Annotated in this window: 30 protein-coding genes; 7 read left to right on the forward strand and 23 right to left on the reverse strand. The window is 50.5% G+C overall.

Features of this window, described 5'->3' with window-relative positions:
* Positions 1–49: 49 nt before the first annotated feature.
* Together AC0XWG_RS23930 and AC0XWG_RS23935 are read right to left on the reverse strand one after the other, a co-directional pair.
* Complete coding sequence (locus AC0XWG_RS23930; RefSeq protein ID WP_032610475.1) at positions 50–331, reverse strand: hypothetical protein; 282 nt, start codon at positions 329–331, stop codon at positions 50–52.
* A gap of 64 nt (positions 332–395) precedes the next feature.
* Positions 396–1,601, reverse strand: coding sequence for a DNA-binding protein (locus AC0XWG_RS23935; protein WP_040115206.1), 1,206 nt, complete (start codon positions 1,599–1,601; stop codon positions 396–398).
* A 906-nt stretch (positions 1,602–2,507) separates the two neighbouring features.
* On the opposite strand from AC0XWG_RS23935, the gene AC0XWG_RS23940 reads away from it, so the two are divergent.
* From AC0XWG_RS23940 to AC0XWG_RS23970, 7 genes are all read left to right on the forward strand, one after another.
* Positions 2,508–2,762, forward strand: a complete 255-nt coding sequence (locus AC0XWG_RS23940; RefSeq protein WP_032610479.1) for a hypothetical protein — start codon at positions 2,508–2,510, stop codon at positions 2,760–2,762.
* Positions 2,762–3,172: a hypothetical protein gene (locus AC0XWG_RS23945; protein ID WP_040115203.1), complete on the forward strand. Its 411-nt coding sequence runs from the start codon at positions 2,762–2,764 to the stop codon at positions 3,170–3,172. Before AC0XWG_RS23940 ends, AC0XWG_RS23945 begins: the two co-directional genes overlap by 1 nt.
* Positions 3,173–3,231: 59 nt before the next feature.
* The gene (locus tag AC0XWG_RS23950; protein WP_050596976.1) at positions 3,232–3,480 is read left to right on the forward strand and encodes a hypothetical protein; all 249 of its coding nucleotides are present in this window, start codon (positions 3,232–3,234) and stop codon (positions 3,478–3,480) included.
* 124 nt (positions 3,481–3,604) lie between these two features.
* Positions 3,605–3,937, forward strand: a complete 333-nt coding sequence (locus AC0XWG_RS23955; protein ID WP_032610481.1) for a DUF5417 domain-containing protein — start codon at positions 3,605–3,607, stop codon at positions 3,935–3,937.
* Between the two features lie 44 nt (positions 3,938–3,981).
* On the forward strand, positions 3,982–4,551 hold the full coding sequence (locus tag AC0XWG_RS23960; protein WP_032610483.1) for a hypothetical protein: 570 nt from the start codon (positions 3,982–3,984) through the stop codon (positions 4,549–4,551).
* A 23-nt stretch (positions 4,552–4,574) separates the two neighbouring features.
* A complete protein-coding gene (locus AC0XWG_RS23965) occupies positions 4,575–4,925 on the forward strand; it encodes a hypothetical protein (RefSeq protein WP_032610485.1) in 351 nt (116 codons plus the stop codon).
* A gap of 39 nt (positions 4,926–4,964) precedes the next feature.
* Positions 4,965–5,171: a hypothetical protein gene (locus tag AC0XWG_RS23970; protein ID WP_044255297.1), complete on the forward strand. Its 207-nt coding sequence runs from the start codon at positions 4,965–4,967 to the stop codon at positions 5,169–5,171.
* 233 nt (positions 5,172–5,404) lie between these two features.
* Here AC0XWG_RS23970 and AC0XWG_RS23975 read toward each other — a convergent pair whose 3' ends face one another.
* From AC0XWG_RS23975 to AC0XWG_RS24075, 21 genes are all read right to left on the reverse strand, one after another.
* Positions 5,405–5,563, reverse strand: coding sequence for a type I toxin-antitoxin system Hok/Gef family toxin (locus tag AC0XWG_RS23975; protein ID WP_001447600.1), 159 nt, complete (start codon positions 5,561–5,563; stop codon positions 5,405–5,407).
* A 356-nt stretch (positions 5,564–5,919) separates the two neighbouring features.
* Positions 5,920–6,525 carry a hypothetical protein gene (locus tag AC0XWG_RS23980; protein ID WP_015063019.1) on the reverse strand — a complete coding sequence of 202 codons (606 nt, stop codon included), beginning with the start codon at positions 6,523–6,525 and terminating at the stop codon, positions 5,920–5,922.
* A 237-nt stretch (positions 6,526–6,762) separates the two neighbouring features.
* Complete coding sequence (locus tag AC0XWG_RS23985) at positions 6,763–7,044, reverse strand: hypothetical protein (protein WP_022652345.1); 282 nt, start codon at positions 7,042–7,044, stop codon at positions 6,763–6,765.
* A 120-nt stretch (positions 7,045–7,164) separates the two neighbouring features.
* A complete protein-coding gene (locus AC0XWG_RS23990) occupies positions 7,165–7,341 on the reverse strand; it encodes a hypothetical protein (protein ID WP_162859439.1) in 177 nt (58 codons plus the stop codon).
* Positions 7,342–7,351: 10 nt separating this feature from the next.
* Positions 7,352–7,705 carry a hypothetical protein gene (locus tag AC0XWG_RS23995; RefSeq protein WP_022652347.1) on the reverse strand — a complete coding sequence of 118 codons (354 nt, stop codon included), beginning with the start codon at positions 7,703–7,705 and terminating at the stop codon, positions 7,352–7,354.
* A gap of 229 nt (positions 7,706–7,934) precedes the next feature.
* The gene (locus tag AC0XWG_RS24000; RefSeq protein ID WP_032610492.1) at positions 7,935–8,141 is read right to left on the reverse strand and encodes a hypothetical protein; all 207 of its coding nucleotides are present in this window, start codon (positions 8,139–8,141) and stop codon (positions 7,935–7,937) included.
* Between the two features lie 34 nt (positions 8,142–8,175).
* On the reverse strand, positions 8,176–8,400 hold the full coding sequence (locus AC0XWG_RS24005; protein ID WP_022652349.1) for a hypothetical protein: 225 nt from the start codon (positions 8,398–8,400) through the stop codon (positions 8,176–8,178).
* A gap of 49 nt (positions 8,401–8,449) precedes the next feature.
* The gene (locus AC0XWG_RS24010) at positions 8,450–8,653 is read right to left on the reverse strand and encodes a hypothetical protein (protein WP_022652350.1); all 204 of its coding nucleotides are present in this window, start codon (positions 8,651–8,653) and stop codon (positions 8,450–8,452) included.
* Positions 8,654–9,222: 569 nt separating this feature from the next.
* On the reverse strand, positions 9,223–9,714 hold the full coding sequence (locus tag AC0XWG_RS24015; protein WP_040113309.1) for a DUF3085 domain-containing protein: 492 nt from the start codon (positions 9,712–9,714) through the stop codon (positions 9,223–9,225).
* Between the two features lie 4 nt (positions 9,715–9,718).
* A complete protein-coding gene (locus AC0XWG_RS24020; RefSeq protein ID WP_022652352.1) occupies positions 9,719–10,030 on the reverse strand; it encodes a DUF957 domain-containing protein in 312 nt (103 codons plus the stop codon).
* A 199-nt stretch (positions 10,031–10,229) separates the two neighbouring features.
* Positions 10,230–10,610: a hypothetical protein gene (locus AC0XWG_RS24025; RefSeq protein ID WP_015063021.1), complete on the reverse strand. Its 381-nt coding sequence runs from the start codon at positions 10,608–10,610 to the stop codon at positions 10,230–10,232.
* Positions 10,611–10,694: 84 nt separating this feature from the next.
* Positions 10,695–10,943 carry a hypothetical protein gene (locus tag AC0XWG_RS24030; protein WP_040115198.1) on the reverse strand — a complete coding sequence of 83 codons (249 nt, stop codon included), beginning with the start codon at positions 10,941–10,943 and terminating at the stop codon, positions 10,695–10,697.
* Positions 10,944–10,976: 33 nt separating this feature from the next.
* Positions 10,977–11,213 (reverse strand): hypothetical protein, encoded by a 237-nt coding sequence (locus tag AC0XWG_RS24035; protein WP_022652355.1) that lies wholly within the window; start codon positions 11,211–11,213, stop codon positions 10,977–10,979.
* A 155-nt stretch (positions 11,214–11,368) separates the two neighbouring features.
* On the reverse strand, positions 11,369–11,977 hold the full coding sequence (locus AC0XWG_RS24040) for a DUF6012 family protein (protein ID WP_022652356.1): 609 nt from the start codon (positions 11,975–11,977) through the stop codon (positions 11,369–11,371).
* 30 nt (positions 11,978–12,007) lie between these two features.
* Complete coding sequence (locus AC0XWG_RS24045; RefSeq protein ID WP_022652357.1) at positions 12,008–12,532, reverse strand: HNH endonuclease; 525 nt, start codon at positions 12,530–12,532, stop codon at positions 12,008–12,010.
* A 33-nt stretch (positions 12,533–12,565) separates the two neighbouring features.
* On the reverse strand, positions 12,566–12,874 hold the full coding sequence (locus AC0XWG_RS24050; protein WP_022652358.1) for a hypothetical protein: 309 nt from the start codon (positions 12,872–12,874) through the stop codon (positions 12,566–12,568).
* The gene (locus tag AC0XWG_RS24055; protein ID WP_475681136.1) at positions 12,871–13,587 is read right to left on the reverse strand and encodes an ASCH domain-containing protein; all 717 of its coding nucleotides are present in this window, start codon (positions 13,585–13,587) and stop codon (positions 12,871–12,873) included. Before AC0XWG_RS24055 ends, AC0XWG_RS24050 begins: the two co-directional genes overlap by 4 nt.
* Before the next feature lie 120 nt (positions 13,588–13,707).
* On the reverse strand, positions 13,708–13,932 hold the full coding sequence (locus AC0XWG_RS24060) for a hypothetical protein (protein WP_022652360.1): 225 nt from the start codon (positions 13,930–13,932) through the stop codon (positions 13,708–13,710).
* Between the two features lie 57 nt (positions 13,933–13,989).
* Positions 13,990–14,484 carry a hypothetical protein gene (locus tag AC0XWG_RS24065; protein WP_044255287.1) on the reverse strand — a complete coding sequence of 165 codons (495 nt, stop codon included), beginning with the start codon at positions 14,482–14,484 and terminating at the stop codon, positions 13,990–13,992.
* Between the two features lie 181 nt (positions 14,485–14,665).
* Positions 14,666–17,047, reverse strand: coding sequence for a phosphoadenosine phosphosulfate reductase domain-containing protein (locus AC0XWG_RS24070; RefSeq protein WP_044713534.1), 2,382 nt, complete (start codon positions 17,045–17,047; stop codon positions 14,666–14,668).
* 177 nt (positions 17,048–17,224) lie between these two features.
* Complete coding sequence (locus AC0XWG_RS24075; RefSeq protein ID WP_015063027.1) at positions 17,225–17,671, reverse strand: hypothetical protein; 447 nt, start codon at positions 17,669–17,671, stop codon at positions 17,225–17,227.
* Positions 17,672–17,716 lie beyond the last annotated feature (45 nt).

Genomic DNA, 17,716 nt, shown 5'->3' on the forward strand with positions numbered 1-17,716 from the left:
CCATGGGGTTTGCAGGTACTTATTAAAACGGATCATTCACCTTTTACGTTTACTGCAAACGAGCGTAAGAATTCAGTTGCAGCTCTGCGTCCGCCTGCTGTTGCAGCACGTCCATCACCCGGCTGAGCATGGTCAGCGCCTGGGAGGGGGAGCCGCCAAAAGTCACTTTAATTTCGTTGGTGGTGTGGTGCTGCTCCAGATCGAGAATATTCACTTCCACGTCTTCGCCCTTCTCATCCTTCGCCGTACACTGAATGCTGACCCGGGTCACAGGGTCCTTAACTGTCTGCAATGGTGCCTTCGTGCTGACGTTGATCGCGATATTCTTCATTACCCTGTTTCTCCTTGACCTGTGGTGGTAACCGACCCTACCGGGTGGAGGGTCGGTCAGAAAATCATGCCTGGCCCTGTTGCTGCTTTTCGGCATGCTTACGCAGGTACTGCGTGAGATTGCCGTGGGCTTCACAGATGGCATTCATCTCATCATTGGTCAGCACTAAGGTGTACGTATCGTCGCTGAGGTTCTTAGCGGCACGTTGTTCTGCTTCTTCCGCAATACGCGAAAAAAGCGGGATTGCCGTGTCCGCAATCGTCGTCACGGTCTTTTTGTTGAGTACGCTGGAGACCGATACAGTTTTAGGCTCTGGCGTTTTGATCGGATCTTTCGCCTTCGGCTCCGGGGTGTTTTCCGGAGTTGGCTCCGGGTTGGTCCCAACATTCCCGTCCACCAGCTGCGGCGGGGTGGTCTCATCCGTAGTACCTTCGACGGATGTTTGTTCCGTCACGGTGGTTTCAGGGGTGTTTGCGTTCGTTTCCTGCACGACCGGCGCTTTCGGCTGCATGGCTGCATCAATTTTGCCAGCTTTGACGAATTTAAGGGTTTTGGCCGTCGCCTTGCCATAGACGTCGATGGCTTTGGTGATATTATTCACGGCCTTATCGCCGCTGTAGAGATATTCATCCAGCGCGACATACATGCTCACTTCCCCTGTCACCAGCATAACCTGGAGGGCTTCAGGCAGGTCCAGGACGCGAACCATCTGACGCAGGTGCTGTTCTGTTTTACCGCGACGCTTGGCCAGTTCTGCGAACGTTTTAGGTTCTTCAGCATCTTCGACCATCCGTTTGATGGAGAGCGCCTCAGCCACGACAGACAGAGCCAGATTAGAGTTACCGTCCAGCGTAAACTGTTCGGCACTGGCGCGGCTACCGCGAAACTCCTCGCAGCGAATTAACGAAATCAGTTCACGCCCTTCCTCTGCCAGCTCGATGTTTGCCATAGCGGCGGCGCGGATACGACATGCCCCCTGACGCAGAACAGGACGACCATTCAGAACCTGCACGACGATAGCTGGTACGCTTAAAGGCTCAGACTTATAGGACTCTTTAAGACTGTTCAGGTGGGCTACCACGTGGGGTAAGGAGTAGTAGCTTTCTCCCATGCCAGCGGTACGGGTGTTAAAACCTTCTTCCTCTTCGACCACTGCCGGGTTGATGACCAGACCATTGCTTTTGCGTGCGCCGTTACCGGAACGCTCCAGGTAAGTGCGCAGGCTGATATCGTTGTTAGCGGTTTTTACATCATTTTCGATAGTGGACATTGTGGCCTTCCTTTTAATTTTTCGTTTAGGGTGGTTGTTCGCTACAACACAACAATACCAGGTTCGATTCATTTCCTAATAACCTGAGGCGAAAAAAAAAGTAACTTTTTTTCCCGGGGTAATAGTACGTGATCCGTCCGTTTTAATTTTTCGCTAAGGAGGCCAAATTTAACTTTAGTGTGAAATCGGGTACCAAAAAGCCGGAATTTATCGAAAAGTTACTTTTCCGTCTGCAAGAACCCACAATAATGCAGATCCGTCAGCATGAAAGGTGTGACATGCGCTGAAGGGAAGATGAGTAAGAGGGGAACTGCGGCGTCACACGGCATCTAAAGTTACTTTTCCAAAATATGGAATGGCAATCTATCTATCGCTATAAAGGAATAACCGGGATCACTGTCGAACATCTCAACGCGGGGCAGGTAGAATGAGGGAATTAAAATCGGGCCAGGCTAAATCTGCCCGGCCATCGGGAAAGGATACGGCGGCATGGGTCTTACACGAGATAATGCGAATGTATGGTCTTTTCCGGTTGCGACTGTTGGGTTTCTTTCTCACCTGTGGCTAACCGTCGGTATTCGGCGTCACAAAACATCCGTAAGTTGGTAAAGACTTTCTCCATAAACTCAGCGTGAGCAAACGACTCACCCGGGGATTGTGTACGTTCTTTCATACATTCCTTTTTAATCATGTCGACACCTTCGGCACAGGTTGCAGCGGGTACGTCAGCGGGTCACCGGCTGGCGCTGATAATTCGTGAATCCGGAATAGTATTCTACCCTGTTCGCATGCCACATCTGGTCGATAAGCGGGGAATTTCAATCCTATATTGAACCCAGCGACCACCGCAGGGAGAAGGGGCACATGACTTGTTTGTCCGTCCGGTCTCGGCATAAGGAGCGAGCCATGAGCAAAGAGACTCTGTCACTGGCAACCCGTTACGCGGGCAACTCCTCTGTGATTTCGGAAATGCAGACAGCGCTGGACGTAATGCCGCTGGTGACGGAAGCCGTTCAGAGCGTGTGCGAACGGGTTGAATGTGAGCCCACTGAATTTCTGGACGCGATGGCGCTTGTAAAACGTTTCCTGCTGGCAAAACAAGATGAACTCCGTGCGGAAAGCGTTTCAATCCGCAAGCAGCTGGGTGAGATGGGGGAATAATGATGATTAAGTCTACTATCAGCAACGATGCGCTTCGCACCCGTATTCAGGCGCTGCGTAAAACCAGTGCAAACACCCTTGTCAGCACGGCGAAATTCGACGCTGATGCGCTGGAGGACCTCCTGCGCCTGCGTACCGCAGTGAAGCTGAGACGAGTACACGTGGTCCAGAGTGGCACCTGCGACTGCGAGGAGCCCTGTGAATGCATGCCCGGGCTGTATGTAACCGTCGACTCCGGCGTGGGTCACGGCCAGGCGGTCTGGACTTACCGGGACGACGGAAAATCCGGTCTGGCGTACTGGTGCGAATTTATGGGACTCGCTCCATTCTGGGCCGAAGACCAGATGCATGCCGCCGAACTGCTTCGCGAGAAACTGGCCCCTGACCCGACGGTTTCAACAGCGACATGACACGGCTGCACTCTCCCCCTGGGAGCCGCACTACGCGGCTCTGTTTGACCGAGAACACTATGACCGATAACAATGAAAAGCACGTTAACGCGATCCATATGAAGGGCAACGATAACGCGAAAAAAGATGAGGCCGACAAAGCAACGGCACTGGTCCAGATGCGTATGACCCCGGAGAAAAAATCACGCTATGTCCGTGAGGCGAAGCGTAATGGCCTGACTATCTCGGCATGGATTCAGCGTCATATGGATCAGGTATGTGATGAGTCAGACGTAAACTATCTAAAGAAAAAGGCTGGCGAGCAATAGGCGACAGTCCACCAGCAGCAGCGAAAAGTTACTTTCCCGGTTGCCTGAAAAGGACCGCATACTGCAAACACAAGGTGTGAACATCACACCCCCGCCCCGGCGGCTCCGGGCAAAGGAGTATCCAATGAAACTTTCCCGCCAGACCACGAACGACACTGCTGTAATCGAAGGTACCCGCAGCCACTTCTGGGGTCGCTCGCTCTACTTCATCATTGAGAATGCGCCCAGGGCACACCTCGTCGCTATTGATGAATTGCTGGATGCAGCGGGTTGGGAAAGCGATCACTGTCCAAACTACGAAGATGACGATGCGTTTGGGCATGCCGGTTACAGCTGCGGGTACATGATTGAGATCGATGACGTGGCACGCTTCAGGGCTGACTATAAGCGCCTCAAAAAGCAGATTGCCGCCCATATCGCCGCCCAGCGTAAAGCCGCAGCCAAACAGACGGCATGAATTTTAATGCAAGCGTTGAGCCTGCATCTAAAAGGAACTGTGCAATGACCGAACAACTATCGGATGAAAAACTGCACCAGCTGGAAGGTGCTGCCGCAAATTACCGTACGACATACCAGGCGCACCTCGCTAATCCACTGGATGGCTCCGCAGTACAGGACTGGGATGAAGCGACCCGTCAACTAATGGCGGTCATCAATTACGATGAAGCCAATATTATCGCGCACCTACTGGCTCGCCGGGATGCAGATCTTGCCAGGCATGAAAGCGACATGACCCGGGCTATCGCAGCTTGGCAGACGGCATCCGTGAAGCTGTCCGAGCAGGCCAGCCAGCAACCAGAATTCCACCTCCGCCGTGTTGGTGGGGACGAGGAGCTCTATGCCCCTTGTGGAAAAGATTATCCACGGGGAAGAGCGTACTACGTTAAGCCGGTAGTGAGCCTGGTTACCGTAAATTGTCCGCCCTGCGACCAATGCTTTGATTCTGCCGACGCCGCAACGGCCTACCGGGATGAGCAGTGGAGACATGTGCTGAGTGAAGCTGGTGTGCTGGTTACGCCGGGGGAGACAGCCCCGGTTCAGCCCACTGAAGACAAGCCGCTTTCCAAATAGTGCGATTGAAAATGAAAACGAAGATGAAACAGCCCAAATCTGCACTTCAGAATGCGATGAAGGGCGAAGAGCCTGCGAGCGTACAAATTCAGATGCGTGCCACTGTAACAAGAAAAGAACGCTATAAGGCGCAGGCAATTCAGGAGGATCTGAATTTAACCGAATGGATGGCGAATCATCTGGACGCCGTCTGTGACGCCGCCGAAGGAAAGGCATCCGTCAGCATCTTTTCCCCGGTTGTACCGGAGAAGATCCCAGACAGCGTCTACCAGGTCATCTATCAGGAATGCGGCGGGTTCGTGGACTGCGATGCGAATGCCCAGACGATCTGGAATGCCTGCCGCCAGGCCATTCTGAAAAACGTGAAAGACTGAATACCCGGCGTCATTTTACCGGATGCAGCAAGGACAAACATGACCATAATTGAACGCCGTGCAGAGATGCGCCAGACGGCCATTAAAGCTCTGCTGGATGCTGAAGAAGCACTGACCGCACTGGCTATGTCCTATGAGCTACAGCCCAATGAGAAGACCAGTGCATGTCATCCACAAACCAGTACTCTCTCCACGACCAGCCAGGTTCGGAAATTGCGGCGGGTCCTCGAAAAATTGAGGCGTTGAGAATTAAACAGGACGCAGGAGGAGGTACCCAGTGCGAGCCGCAGCCGTTCTGGGGAGAATTTTAATCCGACGGTATTCCACTGAGACTGTTGAATGCCTTGGGTAATTGAGTGGCGGTCTGCCACCGAACGGAAGGAAAAAAGGGTTTCCCCGACCGGAGAAACCCTTTTCTAAAGGTGCTATTGGCTTGCTGGCCACATCTGAATCGAGGGGGGTTACCCCCCCTCTTTCAGCTACTTACCGGATTCGTAGTCCATCACAGCCGACACTTCCCGCGTACCGTCTTTCAGCCGCAGTTCGCAGAGCGAATTGCGCGTAAGCCAGGTGAATATCAACAGCGTAAGACATACTATCAATACGCACAAAACAACGGGTTGGTTCGGCAGTTTCATGGCTTCTTCTCCTTGCATTTTTGCAGGTAAGAGGCTAACCTTTAATGTGACTAGCATCAGGGGCCTCGGGTTAATTTGAAAAAATTACTCGGGGCTTTCTGCTTTTTACCACAGTCAAACAGTGATTCTGCTGGCTGGGGCAAAAGCCTCCAGCACCGAAGCCATTATACCACCCAGCCCCCTTCAAACGAACAGGTCGACCGCCTAAATATTTAATAAGTAAGTATTTCAGGTTTTGCTGCCTCGCAGGCCGTAACAGCGGACGGCTGACGTAATCGCTGACGAAACAGACGGATGCAAATCTCTACACTCAACGCCGCCAGCCCGTCCGGTCCCCCGCTTCTTTCCGGCTGTAATCAGTCAGTCTTCGAACCCGCGATCAGTGACAAACGGTGAGCACGAACACAACTGTGCATTAGGCTATCCGGGTAATGGGCGATTTTCTCCAGTTTCTCATCGAGGCGGGTATACGTCAGTCGCCTGATTTTCGTTAGTTCCTCGTGAAGCCAGCGTTTGATAAAGGGATTGCTGGAAAGCAGCACCAAATCGGAGTCCTCCACTTCATCAAAAAGCCAGACGGGTTTTGCCGGAGTAAGACGATAGAGCCAGGGACGCGAATAGTCCCCCGTCGCAATCAGGAACCAGACAACAATGCCAAGTGCGAGCTCCATGACCAGCATCAGGGTAAACTGAATATCCCGGACGTCAGGCTCTCCGGTAAAGCTCATCAGTCGGTCGCCAGTTGCCACACGCTGGATAATACATACCAGCATCAGCAGAGCAAGCAAAAGCCCCATGAGCAGCCCGCCATTCACCTCAAAAGTAGCTTTCTGGACGCGATCAGGCGGTACCTGTCTACGGTAGCGGCCGACCACTTCGCCGATCAGTTCCCTGATGGCCATGCGTTCTTCATCGACCGTTGTTGCGGTATATCCGGACGGGTCCGATTCAGTTTGGTTCATGTACCCTCTCCTCACTCTGAAAATTAATGGTCACAGACACGCTGATCATACCCGGTGAACGGGAGCTAGTTTGCGGGTTAAGGGCTCGAAAAAAACGGGATTAAAGAGGGAAATGACAGCAGGAAGGTGGGATGCAATGAGCTGTTTTGTTTCCCTACAGTTAAGTGGGGGGGGGAAACTGCCATCACCGGAATACGCTGAGAACGGAACGGGCCAAACCGATAAGATGGACGGGCGCTATTTTGATTCCAATATTCGGGATTTTTCTTCCCGCGTCGCCAAACGGGCACTTCCGGAACGGTCGCGGATGAGTAGCGGCTTATCTTTTTTCCAGCTACTTATCGCCGTTTCCCCGAACCGACGCGGCGCATTGCGGTTCCAGCTGGCGATAACGTGGTTATCGTAAACCTCCTGAATAACGACAGAATGAAGAGTTACTGTCTTAATGGTGGTATTGCCCATTTTGGTTCGGAAGAGTGACCAAACGGTCATCCCCGCCTCCAACTGACTGAGTTTCATCTTTGCTCCGGTGATATCGGGGAAGTCGACGTGGTGACGTATTTAATCATAATCACTCACAGCGGATAATGCCGCCAGGTAACAGGGTACTGTCAGCCCAGGCATGAGCAGTCCTTACGGCTATCGTGATTCGGCCAGTGTGCGGGTAATAGTCGCACGCTGACGCTGACGCTCAGCCTTACGCTGGCTGCGGCGGTAAAGCGGTTTCGCAGCAGCATAACGGCAATCCTCCGGGTAGTACCAGCAGCAGCCACAGGGCTCAGGCTGCGGTTTTCCGGCAAGTCCAAATGGTTTCATAATGTCACCTTTAAATGGAAATATTGTTCAGTTCCCGGCCTTCAGACACGGGTTCATTAATGAAGCGGCGTTGCATAAACAGGTACAGATAACCCTCTGTCGAGAACATACAAAGATTCTCAGTAATACAGGCATCGAGATATTCTGTGTCGCTCTGGAGTCGTTTAATGACGCTCATCTGGTTAGCCGCCGACTGAATCAGCGGATATCCATTAACAGCACGATGAATACCTGAGCGGAATAACGAACGAGCCTTTCCAATCTTTTCCCGGGCAGCGGTCATTTCCATCTCGATAACCGACTGTCGCGCAAGATTAATAGCATCGCCGGATAATTCCGCAAAGCTGACCAGAGACTTATTCATCTAAAACTCCTTTCAGAAATGTGAGCTCATTATATCAATACGGCCTCTGGCCCAAATAACCCGTGGTGAAATATTTTGACGAATATCTGAAAAGTGAAAATGGCAACCGGGAAAAGGACGGGTTTTATTTTAAGTGTGCCGATGACGTCTGACAGGGGAATTAAATTTGACGGTCTTTGATTTAAAAAAAGGTAGAAGGAGGTCACCTGGACACCTCCTTCTCCGGCGCTCAGTTTGAGAATACGTTAACGCTGTAGCGTCTACCGAGCACCTCGGCAGTGGTATCCACAATTTTCTGAATATCATCGGTAATCGCGGGTTTACTGAATGCGACAGTATGCAGTTCGCCAGCTTGTTCCGCCGTCGCGCCATCATGAAAGCGGCTGGCATCGTACAGCTGGACCCGGAGCGTCCGGGTGTGATCAACATGGGGCAATGTTCTTCTCCTGTTCAGCCAGTCGCCATAAGCGTTAATAATCACTTTCTTCCGGTTGCGGCTGAGTGACAAACTGGTACTTTACTCCATTAGGGACACCAACGGCTTTTGCTACGGATTCACACAGCAGCGACAGGTCATTCAGCGTCATCGGATATTCGATGTCGACTGAATATAGGGCCCCGGCATTCTCGGCGTCTTCGATGTTTTTAAACTGGGCGCTGAAAATGGCGACGGTAGAAATTTCAATGTTGTGCATGAGTCAGTCCTTATGAAAAAAAAGCCACCGAAAGGTGGCTGAGTAAAAGTTACTGCGCCTGGCTGGCCTTGTCCGCATTTTTGGTGTAACCAACTCGGGCAATGACGACGGCAATTGCAAGGAGAGCAGCGAGACCGCCGTAGAATACAGATCGGGAAACATCGGCGAACATATCGCTCAAGTTATCAACGCCGAGGAGAAATACACAGATAATGACGATAAAGCGAACTGGTTTGCTATAAAACAATTTCATCAGTAGCTATCCTTCTGGGGTGAAATGACAACAGCATTACACCACATCAGATACCGTTTTTTTTTCGCTAACGGGCCTATTTTGACCAGAAAAAAATAGCGCCTCAGGGTTGGCAATGGCGAGGTTCTTTTCGAGGTACCTGTGGTCATCCCGTCCTGATATCAGAGAGAAAAACGGTTCCAATTGAAAAATTTAGTCGCGTTCGATGGACCTCAGGAGATCACTCCCAGTGGCGCTCAGCTTGACCTGATAATAACTTCCCGGTAAAGGCCGCTGGGACGGATTAACCAGCTCAACCAACCCAAGCCGAAAGAGGACCGGGGTGCTACGGCATCGCACATCATCCGATGCCCCCCTATACATCCGGCATTCCCGGGCCCGACGAAATTCACCGCAGATCTCATACTTCGTTCCGCTTGCCAGACGATGCAACACATAGATTTGGGCCTGTGTAAGCGGGGAAATAGGTCGCTTTGTGTCAGCCATAATACTCCTTTTAAGGTGGGTCTGTTCGGCTGGCTGAAAGATCAGGGACAGACCATGTTAGACCGATACAGCCTGTGACTCGTTTATCCATTCACCAGCGTTATTTTTGTAGGGGATACTTTGAGACTAAAAGCCTTAAGTTTCTTTTCGATTGCGAGTTCAAACCACTCAAGCGGTACAGTAACTGTACTATCATCTCCTCCCATAATCTGATCAGACTCATAATTCCAATCTTCATCAAGCGACGGATTCATTCCACGGGCATAGATAGCTGTATCTCGGGAGACAGGACTTCCATCCAGAGAAGCATTGGTAATCAGACAGACGCCATGGCCTTTTACCAGAGTAATCTGAGGGGTCAGACGGGTCTGAACCATATGCTTTGGCGATGGCCAGAAAACTTCCCCTGCCAGGCAAGCTTCTTTTTCCGTCTTACCAGCTTCGTTAAGAGGCACCCCCCCCGGATAATTTGTTGGCTCAAAAAGCTGATCAACGGTTGCAAGGAATTGCTCCGCTGACTGGATTTCTTTAAGCAGTTTTTTTACCCCTGAAATCTCGAATGTTAATCTGCTCATCTGATTATTCTCCGCAATCCGGCGCTAGCATCAAATGCTTGGTTGCCAAGAGCAGCTCTTTGACGTCAGCAGGAGAAACCTCCCCATTGCCTTCGACAGCGTCCTGTAAACGCTGACGCGTCGCCTGAATCGTATCAGACGACAGAGATGCAAGTTTGCTCAATACCGCGTTAGCTTTTTCCACTGCGGGATACAGGGCTTCTGAGGTGGTATTGTCTACATCATTATCGAAGACCAGCTCAGACTCCATATTAATATTGTCTTCAAGCCAGCTAGAAAGAATATCAAGAAAAGACATGACTTTATTAATCTGCATTTTTTTGCCCTCGGTTGGTGTAAACCCAATATAACAAACCGACTCTCCCGGCTAATAACCCAAAGAGCAAAAAAATAGATAAATTAGATAGGACAGAATTTAGTTTAAAAAGGTGTAAAGACAGACCCGCTATAAATAAACTCAGCACTGAAGGAAAAAACCTTCCATATCGGAAGGCTTATGGTGCATCAGGTAAAAACTACTGCTGCTTCTGGAACGCGACGAACGTCGCGAAAACAGCTATCAACACTGCCATGAAGTAAACCAGGTATGAGCCGGATTGCCAGATATTTACGCCGAAAAAAGAAAGTAACTTTCCGTCCGGGATAATAGAAAAAGCCAGGTTCCATAATCCGGTCAGTACAACCTGAGCGATAATCATTTTTCCCAGCGCACCCAGTTCCTGAGTTGCATACATTGCAGCCATTACAAATGTCAGAACTACCACAAGGAGAGCAGACAAAGCCACAACCGAAATGCTCAGTCCGACGGACGTAAATATAATGGCTTCTTTAAAAGCCAGACCTGTAAACCCCCAGATCAGAATGACTAAAATGAAAAACAACAGGATAAATTTCATTAAAATTGCGTCCCTCTTTCAGTGGTAGAATCTGGCTACGATGTCAAAGGCCAGCCTACCACTCGCAGAATGTATAACATGAGGTTAAATACAAATCCGTTCACAGGCCCGTTTCAGTGTTTCTTTGGTATGACATTGTGTGGCCTGATTTAACTGTGTCCGGATATGCTGCTCATCATGGCCGTCAGCAATAAAGAGTTTGATTTTACTTTCAAGACGGCTCATTGCTTCGTACAATTTCGCTTCTTTATTGTTCTTCATGAAGCGAAGAACGTAATCCGCAATAATATGCACAGGCGGTGTTTTGATTTCACGGGAGCGATTGCTGGTCATGATTCTTTCCAATTTTTTGTATTGAAAATACCGTTATACGGTGCCACCACATTTAAGCCAACCTTTTCCGGTTGTATAAGAAATGCGACCGTCCTTAATTAGCGATTGCAAACGGCGGTCAAGAATCCGCAATGGTTGCGGATTGCTTTCCCTAGCAGCAATCCTGTGACACTCTGCTTTGATTTCTCCGGCAAATAATGTCGCGAACGGCTTAGGAACCGGGGTTAGAACTTCGATGAGTGCCTTGTCCAGCGCCAGATATTCATCCATGTTTATGTCCTTACACATAATAAACTAACTATGATTTAACTAATTATACCGAATCGGGGTACGAACCGAATAACCTACAGGTTGGAAAATCAACTTCCCCGGTATATCCATTGAGAGTCTGTCAGCCTGTGCAACGACATCAGGCTGATCGCCACTCACCCGCTAATAACAATGGCCTGCTCCGGTTGTGGCTGGCGATCCCCCCGCAGTGCCTCAGACTCCCTGAGACGGGCTGATGGCATCGTCATTGCCTTAAACCCCTCTTCCCGCGTACGCACCAGCATCCCCCACGAATAGGTTTCACAGACATCGTTCTCTAAATTGGGTTCGGTCGACAGCAGGGACTCCATCTTCGGTTCGATGTGTACCGGCGCAATGTTTTTATAGACAGGGTGAACACGATACTCTTCAGACGCCTGTGCCCGGTAGCTCCCTTGCGCCAGCAGCACGTCATGGGAAACCAGGTCATATTCCGTATCTTCGACAAAGGTCTTCAGGGTGTGCGTTATTTTGCCGTATCCTTCAATATTCCAGACGGAGACCATCGTAAACTCTTCTAACGCTCGGGGAATTTTGACCAGAAATCCATTCAATGCCTTGCGACCCTTCAGCATACCCACCAGGTATTGCTTGTTCGGATAAGGGCGCATCGCAACCAGGTCATTTCCTGTCAGGTGAAGCGACAGTTCCGTGACGCTCACGGAATCCAGCGTGCAGAGATTTCCCATCGGATGCAGGATTTTAGGTACCAGGTGTAAAAACATCGTCATTATCCTCGTTTATTATGGTTTCAATTATTTCGGTGTCGCTTGATACATTTCGAACCAGAAGACAATCGGCTTCTCCGTGACTTCAATTAATCCAAATCGCTCTGCGGTCCTGAAGTTGACGCTGTATGCCCTGGCGCGTTCTACCTGGCGGCTTATTTCTTTCCGCATTCCTTCAACACTCAATGCACCTTTAAAGAGATTGCAGGGGGCGCAAGCCGGAAAAAGATTTTCGATTGCATGCAGTTCAGGATGCATGACCTTACCGGTACTTCGAGCCTGGTGTGTCACTCGACTTCCAGCGGGGGCTCTGACCATTTCAAAATCCCGCCTCACCGGTTCAACATGATCGGCATGCCAGCCTTTTTCCGGCAGAGTACAGCCGCAATAGGCACACCGACCACCAAATTTCAAACGCAGTTCGGCTCGTTGCTCTTTGGATATTTTATTTTTGGGCTTTGAAAATCGCCCATCATCAGATTTAACCTTCGGGAGGAGTTCTGAAAAATTGGGTAATTCGATTACTGAGCCTTTGTTATTTAGAACTTTCACCGGACCTCCCAACCATATTAAGACGGTTTTTTATTAAATTTCCTGAATTAGTTTTCGGATTTTAATCAGGTGTGGTCGGCTTAATTTACATAGCTGTTCGGTCGCGGCATCCAGAGTGGGGAATACATGGGCCTCATTAATATCCACTGTCCAGTATTTCGCCTTCCCTTCCCCCAGATCAGATTCAAAATAATTTCGCTTTACTCCGACCTGCTTTGGTCTTCCATTTATCCTGATAATCTCGTGCCGCTCATCGAAGATAAAACCATCACCGACTAACGTCAGAAGAACAAAAGGACCTTCGGGTTTTTCCGTACCCAGCGAACTCACCTCATTATTCATGCGACTTCCCCAGCAATGCGCTCAAAATTGATTACCCACACCCACGGGTTGGCCTGCCAACTGTCTTCTCCATAGGTGTCTTTCCAAAGGCTGCGGAAGCCAAGAAAATGCTTATCGCCAATAACACAACATTCGGTTGGGGCTCCTTCAGCTTTCGCATCCTCTTCGCTGATGCTGTTTAACCGCTCTACTCGCAAATCGGTGATTTCCAGTACTATACGGCTGGCCCAGCGAGGCATATGGATAGAAGGTGTCCACGCACCTTCGAACTTCATATTTTCTGTACGGGGCTTCCAGTCGGCCTCATCAGGGATCGACCACAGCCCATAATCCCCCGAACGCTGTTCACAGCTCGCACGGTAAATGCGGGCTGCTTCAGATCTGTCCATCACAATGTTGTCATTCCAGTCCACCGCGCACGCATCTTCATTCCCGAGCAAGGAAAACGCTTCACGTACAGTAATACGGTCGCCAACTACACCGTACGGACAGGCGCGAAGCGCCGAATTTGGCTGAGTTCCTGTTGGAAGCCACCAGTCATGCGTATGCCCACGATGTCGCGGTGTTTGCGCAGGCCTTACCGACCATTCAGGTGAACTGTACTGAGGCTCTATAATCCGCCGCGTCTGTGTTTTCTGGTTTGCCAGAATTGCCCTGACTATTTCATCTTTAAAAAGCATTCCACGTGTCTTCACTGTGGTTTCTCCTTTCACACATGGTTCACACATTGAGAAGCCTATCCATCTTTATTCGCCCATCCCTGGAAACGACAGTCGTTACACGGTCGCGGGACTCTACATCCCTTCCTGAAAACGTGGTGTACACACCCCGAATTAATCTTCATCCGCTTCCACTACCGGCTCGGTCGTAATTTCATATTTCACGCAACCAGGTGCATCCAACGCTTTCGCGACAGACTCACACAGCAATGACAAATCATTCAGGGTCATCGGATATTCAACTTCCAGGCTGTAAAGTGCATTGGCGCTGGAGGCAGTGGCCTTGTCAGCGTGGCAGGCATTAAAAATGAAAACGGTATTTTTTTCTTGAATAGTCATAGTGCAATCCTCTGGATAATTAGCCCTGTTTTCAGGACGGTTTTCGATTAAAATTATCTATTCTTTTTTATTACTTACTGAAATCTGTTGAACAGGTTCTGACTGATCATTTTCTCCGACCGGTGTTTTGTCGACAAATGACCATTCTTGTTTGGGTTCTTTATATAAAGCACTAGCCTCAGTATTCATCCATGATTCAAAAGCAACATAAGTCATGCCTTCCTCACTAACGCGGGCCTTAAAAACCTCCCAAGCTTGCAGATCAAGCGGCTGGTACTCTTTCAGCGACTGGTCAAGCCATCCCTTCCAGATTTCCTTACGATGTTTAAAATGAGGTATAGCCAGGTATGCATAACTACCCGCAACACAAATTAAATACAGGAAGCCGCTCCATAGAGAGGAATTGAAAAAAATCTGACCAGGGAAAATACATGCCACTATGGCAATAATTAATAGCAGGTGTTCCTTACCAGTGGGCTTATTAAATTCCCAGTTGATTGAAATGCCCCTTATCTTCCTTAAGTTCCTTTTTTTATCCTCTTTATCGGTCATATATCAGTCCCTAATAGTTTTAAAATGGATGTTGTTAGTCTGATGAAAAAAGTTACTTTTCAAACCCGCACCGTAACGGACTTCACCCCTGCGAGCATTACACCACACACATTTCATCTATTTTTCCGTTAACGGGGCTATTTTCACGCTTTTTTAGGTCTGTCTGATTGTGCTAATTGCCTCACGCCAGCAGGCGGACCAGACGATTCAGCAGAGGCCTTAACAGTGCCGCAGTACTCTCCCGGCAATCATCCACATGCCGGAATCCCGTCTTTTTCGAAGACTGGGGACCGGACAGCATCCTCAGCGCCCAAATAACCTCCCGTAAGGTTTCGTCGTACTCCTGGGAAATACACCTGGCTAACGTCGTCAGAAAGCGTTTTCTGACAGCCCGGTAATACAACCGTTCCTCCGGTTGCATTGATTGAGGCTTAATCCGCAGGTTACAGAGAGTCAGTACAGCGTCGAGCAGACCGGCTTTCAGTTCGTCACCCGTCCGGGCCAGATGTTGCTGGCGTTCGTTCTCCAGTTGCGTCGTGATCCATGCCCCAAGAGGCGTTCGGTTGTGGGTGTGCAGCGCCACACAGGCCGCAACACAGCACCAGAAGCGCAGTTTCTGCCGCTGCCCCCGCAGTTTACGGGCAACGAGCAGGCGGTAATCGCAGTCGGTCAGGATCTTGAAACGGTGGCTGACGAGCAGGGACGGCAGCGGCGTCTGGTCGTTAATGCCAAGACGTGAAAAGGCCTGCCCGCGTTGAGCGAGGCGGTGGTACACCGCACCTTTCCCCCGGGAAATTCGGACGGCGCCGTATCTAAGCAGGTACTGTGCCGCCGCCACGGGGGTAAACTCACCGTCAGACACACGCTGGCGTAATCCGTCATATTCATGCCAGATAATCCAGGACGCAGTGTCTTCATCGACCGTCAGCTCATCCTCTTCTTCGAATGCAACGATGTTCAGGCTTTCCCCGCTGCTCAGCAGGCTGCGGGAAGCACGGTCATCCTCCCGACCGTCAAAATAGGCCATTTCGGCAGACGGATCAGACAGCCCGTCAAATGACGTCCCGATACGGCCTTCCGGCAACTTCATCCAGCGTGGTGCTGGCATCGGCGTGCGGGGTACGGGTTGCATAGCTGGCTCATCGTCGAGCAGATCCAGTGCCCCCCCTTCCCACACCTGGCGGTAAAGTTCGATGGCGCGAAATGGTCGCGGGTTAAAGCAATGCAGTGACCAGAGAAAGTCGATATGCAGCACGTTGGCTTCCTGCACCAGTCGAAACTGCGGCTCCGCCATGCGGCGGTTATGCGCCGTATCTTCGACCTCGCCAGAAAGTAACTTTTCCCGCACCGCTGCGGCCCGCTGGGCCTCCACGTAATCGAGGCTGCAACAGATATGGAACAGTCGTTCGGTCAGGGACGACGAGAAAACATTGGGCTGAAGACGCACATACCCGCCCTCAAACACTTTGCGGCCGATATAATCCCGAAGGCTCCAGTCGTACTGGATTTTGGTCAGGAAACGCTGAAGGCGGTTTAGACCAGCCTGGTAGCCGTACTTCTCAGGATCAGTGCGGAGTAAGGTTTCCATCGAGTGGTCAATGCCGACGGCGCAGCATAGCGAGCATCCATAGCGAGCGCCGCAGGCAGAAGACCGGGCCGTGTATTTCTCCGGCGTCCAGATACATTCCCCGGTCGCGTCTTTGTAAAGCGTGGCGAGGCTGAAGTTGTCCGGCAAAAAGCTTGGCAGCGGAAATCGCGCCAGCGAACCACAGGCCATCAGAAATGACCAGATATCCTGTGTCCGCCACTCTTTCACCGGGTACAGTTCGCCGCCGAGCTCCGTGAGCGAGACGCTGTCCGACTGCCCGCCCATTCTGAGGATGTTGCCTGCCCGACGGGCGCTCTCATCATCGCGGGAACCCAGCATCAGGCACACTTTGTTGCGGACGGAAGCTGGTGCATTTTTTAAATAACGGGCTTTGGCCTGGCGCAGTGGAGAGCGTTTGAGATCTGTAGAGCATTGACGCGTATTGGAATTTGTCCAGGTCGGAAGTCCGCGCCCGGTCAGAATGCGTCCGACCCAGCTCTGGGTCATGGACGGGTGGGCCACCAGGACGGTCACGGGCAGTTGCTGTTCGGCAATAAAGGCTCGGAGCTGGCTGAGAACCTGCGTGGACTGATGATGCATCTCAGGGTTTTCAATCAGGGTGTTGGAGATCTGAATGAAGTGGTGCTGGCTGACGTTCGACCCGTTCCGTACGGCACGGATCAGGGCCATGAGGAACAGGTGCAGTAGCGAGTGGGAGTCTTTCCCGCCGCTGTAGCCGACGCACATGGTCCAGCCTTCGGTAATCGCATGATAAATGGCACTGGTTGCCGTCGTCACGCGCGATGCGAGACTGACCGGCTCACCGGCATCGGTATAATTCAGATCCGCATCGGTCTTCAGTGTTTGCCAGACATCGCCCCATTTATCCTGCGTCAGAATGGCAGCGTTAGCCGCCTCAGAAAATTGAATTTCTGAGGGTAATTCAAGGAATGTTTCTTTTATTTCGATATACATATTATTTCCTGAATTTTGGCTTTCGCTGCATTATCGCGTTATTTATTAAACCCATCTAATATCTTCAGTGCAATATGTGAAGATAAAATTAGTTAAATTGGAATTATGCCAATTTAACTAAATAGCACTGAATAAATAGAATTACGCGGCAATAAATATATTATCTTTACCACGCTCTCACGAATACTGCTGGGTAATTAAAACCGTCGTATTTGATTCCAGCTCTGCCAACGGAATTCTGGGGGTATTGAGCATCATGTCATCACCGCAATGGCGGGGTACAGCCGTCAGTTGAAATGATTCTTTCATGACCCGGATGGAAGTTGTTTCCGTGCGAGAGGACGGCATGACGTCCCGGAGCATGGTTTCCTGCCCGTTACTGTCACTTTCAATAAATGCAGCCTTCGCCATGAGTTCCTCAATGTCCTCTTCCGATGTTTCGGACCAGAGGCAGTCATAGAAGAAAAACTCTGCAACGTACAAATCATTCTCTTTCACGTATGCCGCCAGTTCACGGATACGCTGAGCCAGCGATGTATCAATGGAAAAGAAGACGCTTTGCGGGACTTCACTCGCAAATTCATTGATGCAGCTAGCGGACGCAATCAAAAGTTTATTGAACATTTCAGCTCTCCATGCCACCGGCTGTCCCGGTGGCAATCTAGGGTT

Source organism: Enterobacter sp. DVT3837, from assembly GCF_056238685.1.

What these genes read in the sequence shown, in the direction of transcription:
- AC0XWG_RS23995 (WP_022652347.1), bottom strand. Translation starts at nt 7,705, where the DNA reads ATGAATAAGTCTCTGGTCAGCTTTGCGGAATTATCCGGCGATGCTATT.
- AC0XWG_RS23945 (WP_040115203.1), top strand. Translation starts at nt 2,762, where the DNA reads ATGATGATTAAGTCTACTATCAGCAACGATGCGCTTCGCACCCGTATT.
- AC0XWG_RS23985 (WP_022652345.1), bottom strand. Translation starts at nt 7,044, where the DNA reads ATGAAACTCAGTCAGTTGGAGGCGGGGATGACCGTTTGGTCACTCTTC.
- AC0XWG_RS23960 (WP_032610483.1), top strand. Translation starts at nt 3,982, where the DNA reads ATGACCGAACAACTATCGGATGAAAAACTGCACCAGCTGGAAGGTGCT.
- AC0XWG_RS24040 (WP_022652356.1), bottom strand. Translation starts at nt 11,977, where the DNA reads ATGTTTTTACACCTGGTACCTAAAATCCTGCATCCGATGGGAAATCTC.
- AC0XWG_RS24075 (WP_015063027.1), bottom strand. Translation starts at nt 17,671, where the DNA reads ATGTTCAATAAACTTTTGATTGCGTCCGCTAGCTGCATCAATGAATTT.
- AC0XWG_RS23990 (WP_162859439.1), bottom strand. Translation starts at nt 7,341, where the DNA reads ATGAAACCATTTGGACTTGCCGGAAAACCGCAGCCTGAGCCCTGTGGC.
- AC0XWG_RS24050 (WP_022652358.1), bottom strand. Translation starts at nt 12,874, where the DNA reads ATGAATAATGAGGTGAGTTCGCTGGGTACGGAAAAACCCGAAGGTCCT.
- AC0XWG_RS24030 (WP_040115198.1), bottom strand. Translation starts at nt 10,943, where the DNA reads ATGACCAGCAATCGCTCCCGTGAAATCAAAACACCGCCTGTGCATATT.
- AC0XWG_RS23950 (WP_050596976.1), top strand. Translation starts at nt 3,232, where the DNA reads ATGACCGATAACAATGAAAAGCACGTTAACGCGATCCATATGAAGGGC.
- AC0XWG_RS24015 (WP_040113309.1), bottom strand. Translation starts at nt 9,714, where the DNA reads ATGAGCAGATTAACATTCGAGATTTCAGGGGTAAAAAAACTGCTTAAA.
- AC0XWG_RS23955 (WP_032610481.1), top strand. Translation starts at nt 3,605, where the DNA reads ATGAAACTTTCCCGCCAGACCACGAACGACACTGCTGTAATCGAAGGT.
- AC0XWG_RS24025 (WP_015063021.1), bottom strand. Translation starts at nt 10,610, where the DNA reads ATGAAATTTATCCTGTTGTTTTTCATTTTAGTCATTCTGATCTGGGGG.
- AC0XWG_RS24065 (WP_044255287.1), bottom strand. Translation starts at nt 14,484, where the DNA reads ATGACCGATAAAGAGGATAAAAAAAGGAACTTAAGGAAGATAAGGGGC.
- AC0XWG_RS24005 (WP_022652349.1), bottom strand. Translation starts at nt 8,400, where the DNA reads ATGCACAACATTGAAATTTCTACCGTCGCCATTTTCAGCGCCCAGTTT.
- AC0XWG_RS23980 (WP_015063019.1), bottom strand. Translation starts at nt 6,525, where the DNA reads ATGAACCAAACTGAATCGGACCCGTCCGGATATACCGCAACAACGGTC.
- AC0XWG_RS23930 (WP_032610475.1), bottom strand. Translation starts at nt 331, where the DNA reads ATGAAGAATATCGCGATCAACGTCAGCACGAAGGCACCATTGCAGACA.
- AC0XWG_RS23940 (WP_032610479.1), top strand. Translation starts at nt 2,508, where the DNA reads ATGAGCAAAGAGACTCTGTCACTGGCAACCCGTTACGCGGGCAACTCC.
- AC0XWG_RS23965 (WP_032610485.1), top strand. Translation starts at nt 4,575, where the DNA reads ATGAAACAGCCCAAATCTGCACTTCAGAATGCGATGAAGGGCGAAGAG.
- AC0XWG_RS24010 (WP_022652350.1), bottom strand. Translation starts at nt 8,653, where the DNA reads ATGAAATTGTTTTATAGCAAACCAGTTCGCTTTATCGTCATTATCTGT.
- AC0XWG_RS24020 (WP_022652352.1), bottom strand. Translation starts at nt 10,030, where the DNA reads ATGCAGATTAATAAAGTCATGTCTTTTCTTGATATTCTTTCTAGCTGG.
- AC0XWG_RS23935 (WP_040115206.1), bottom strand. Translation starts at nt 1,601, where the DNA reads ATGTCCACTATCGAAAATGATGTAAAAACCGCTAACAACGATATCAGC.
- AC0XWG_RS23975 (WP_001447600.1), bottom strand. Translation starts at nt 5,563, where the DNA reads ATGAAACTGCCGAACCAACCCGTTGTTTTGTGCGTATTGATAGTATGT.
- AC0XWG_RS24070 (WP_044713534.1), bottom strand. Translation starts at nt 17,047, where the DNA reads ATGTATATCGAAATAAAAGAAACATTCCTTGAATTACCCTCAGAAATT.
- AC0XWG_RS23970 (WP_044255297.1), top strand. Translation starts at nt 4,965, where the DNA reads ATGACCATAATTGAACGCCGTGCAGAGATGCGCCAGACGGCCATTAAA.
- AC0XWG_RS24035 (WP_022652355.1), bottom strand. Translation starts at nt 11,213, where the DNA reads ATGGATGAATATCTGGCGCTGGACAAGGCACTCATCGAAGTTCTAACC.
- AC0XWG_RS24060 (WP_022652360.1), bottom strand. Translation starts at nt 13,932, where the DNA reads ATGACTATTCAAGAAAAAAATACCGTTTTCATTTTTAATGCCTGCCAC.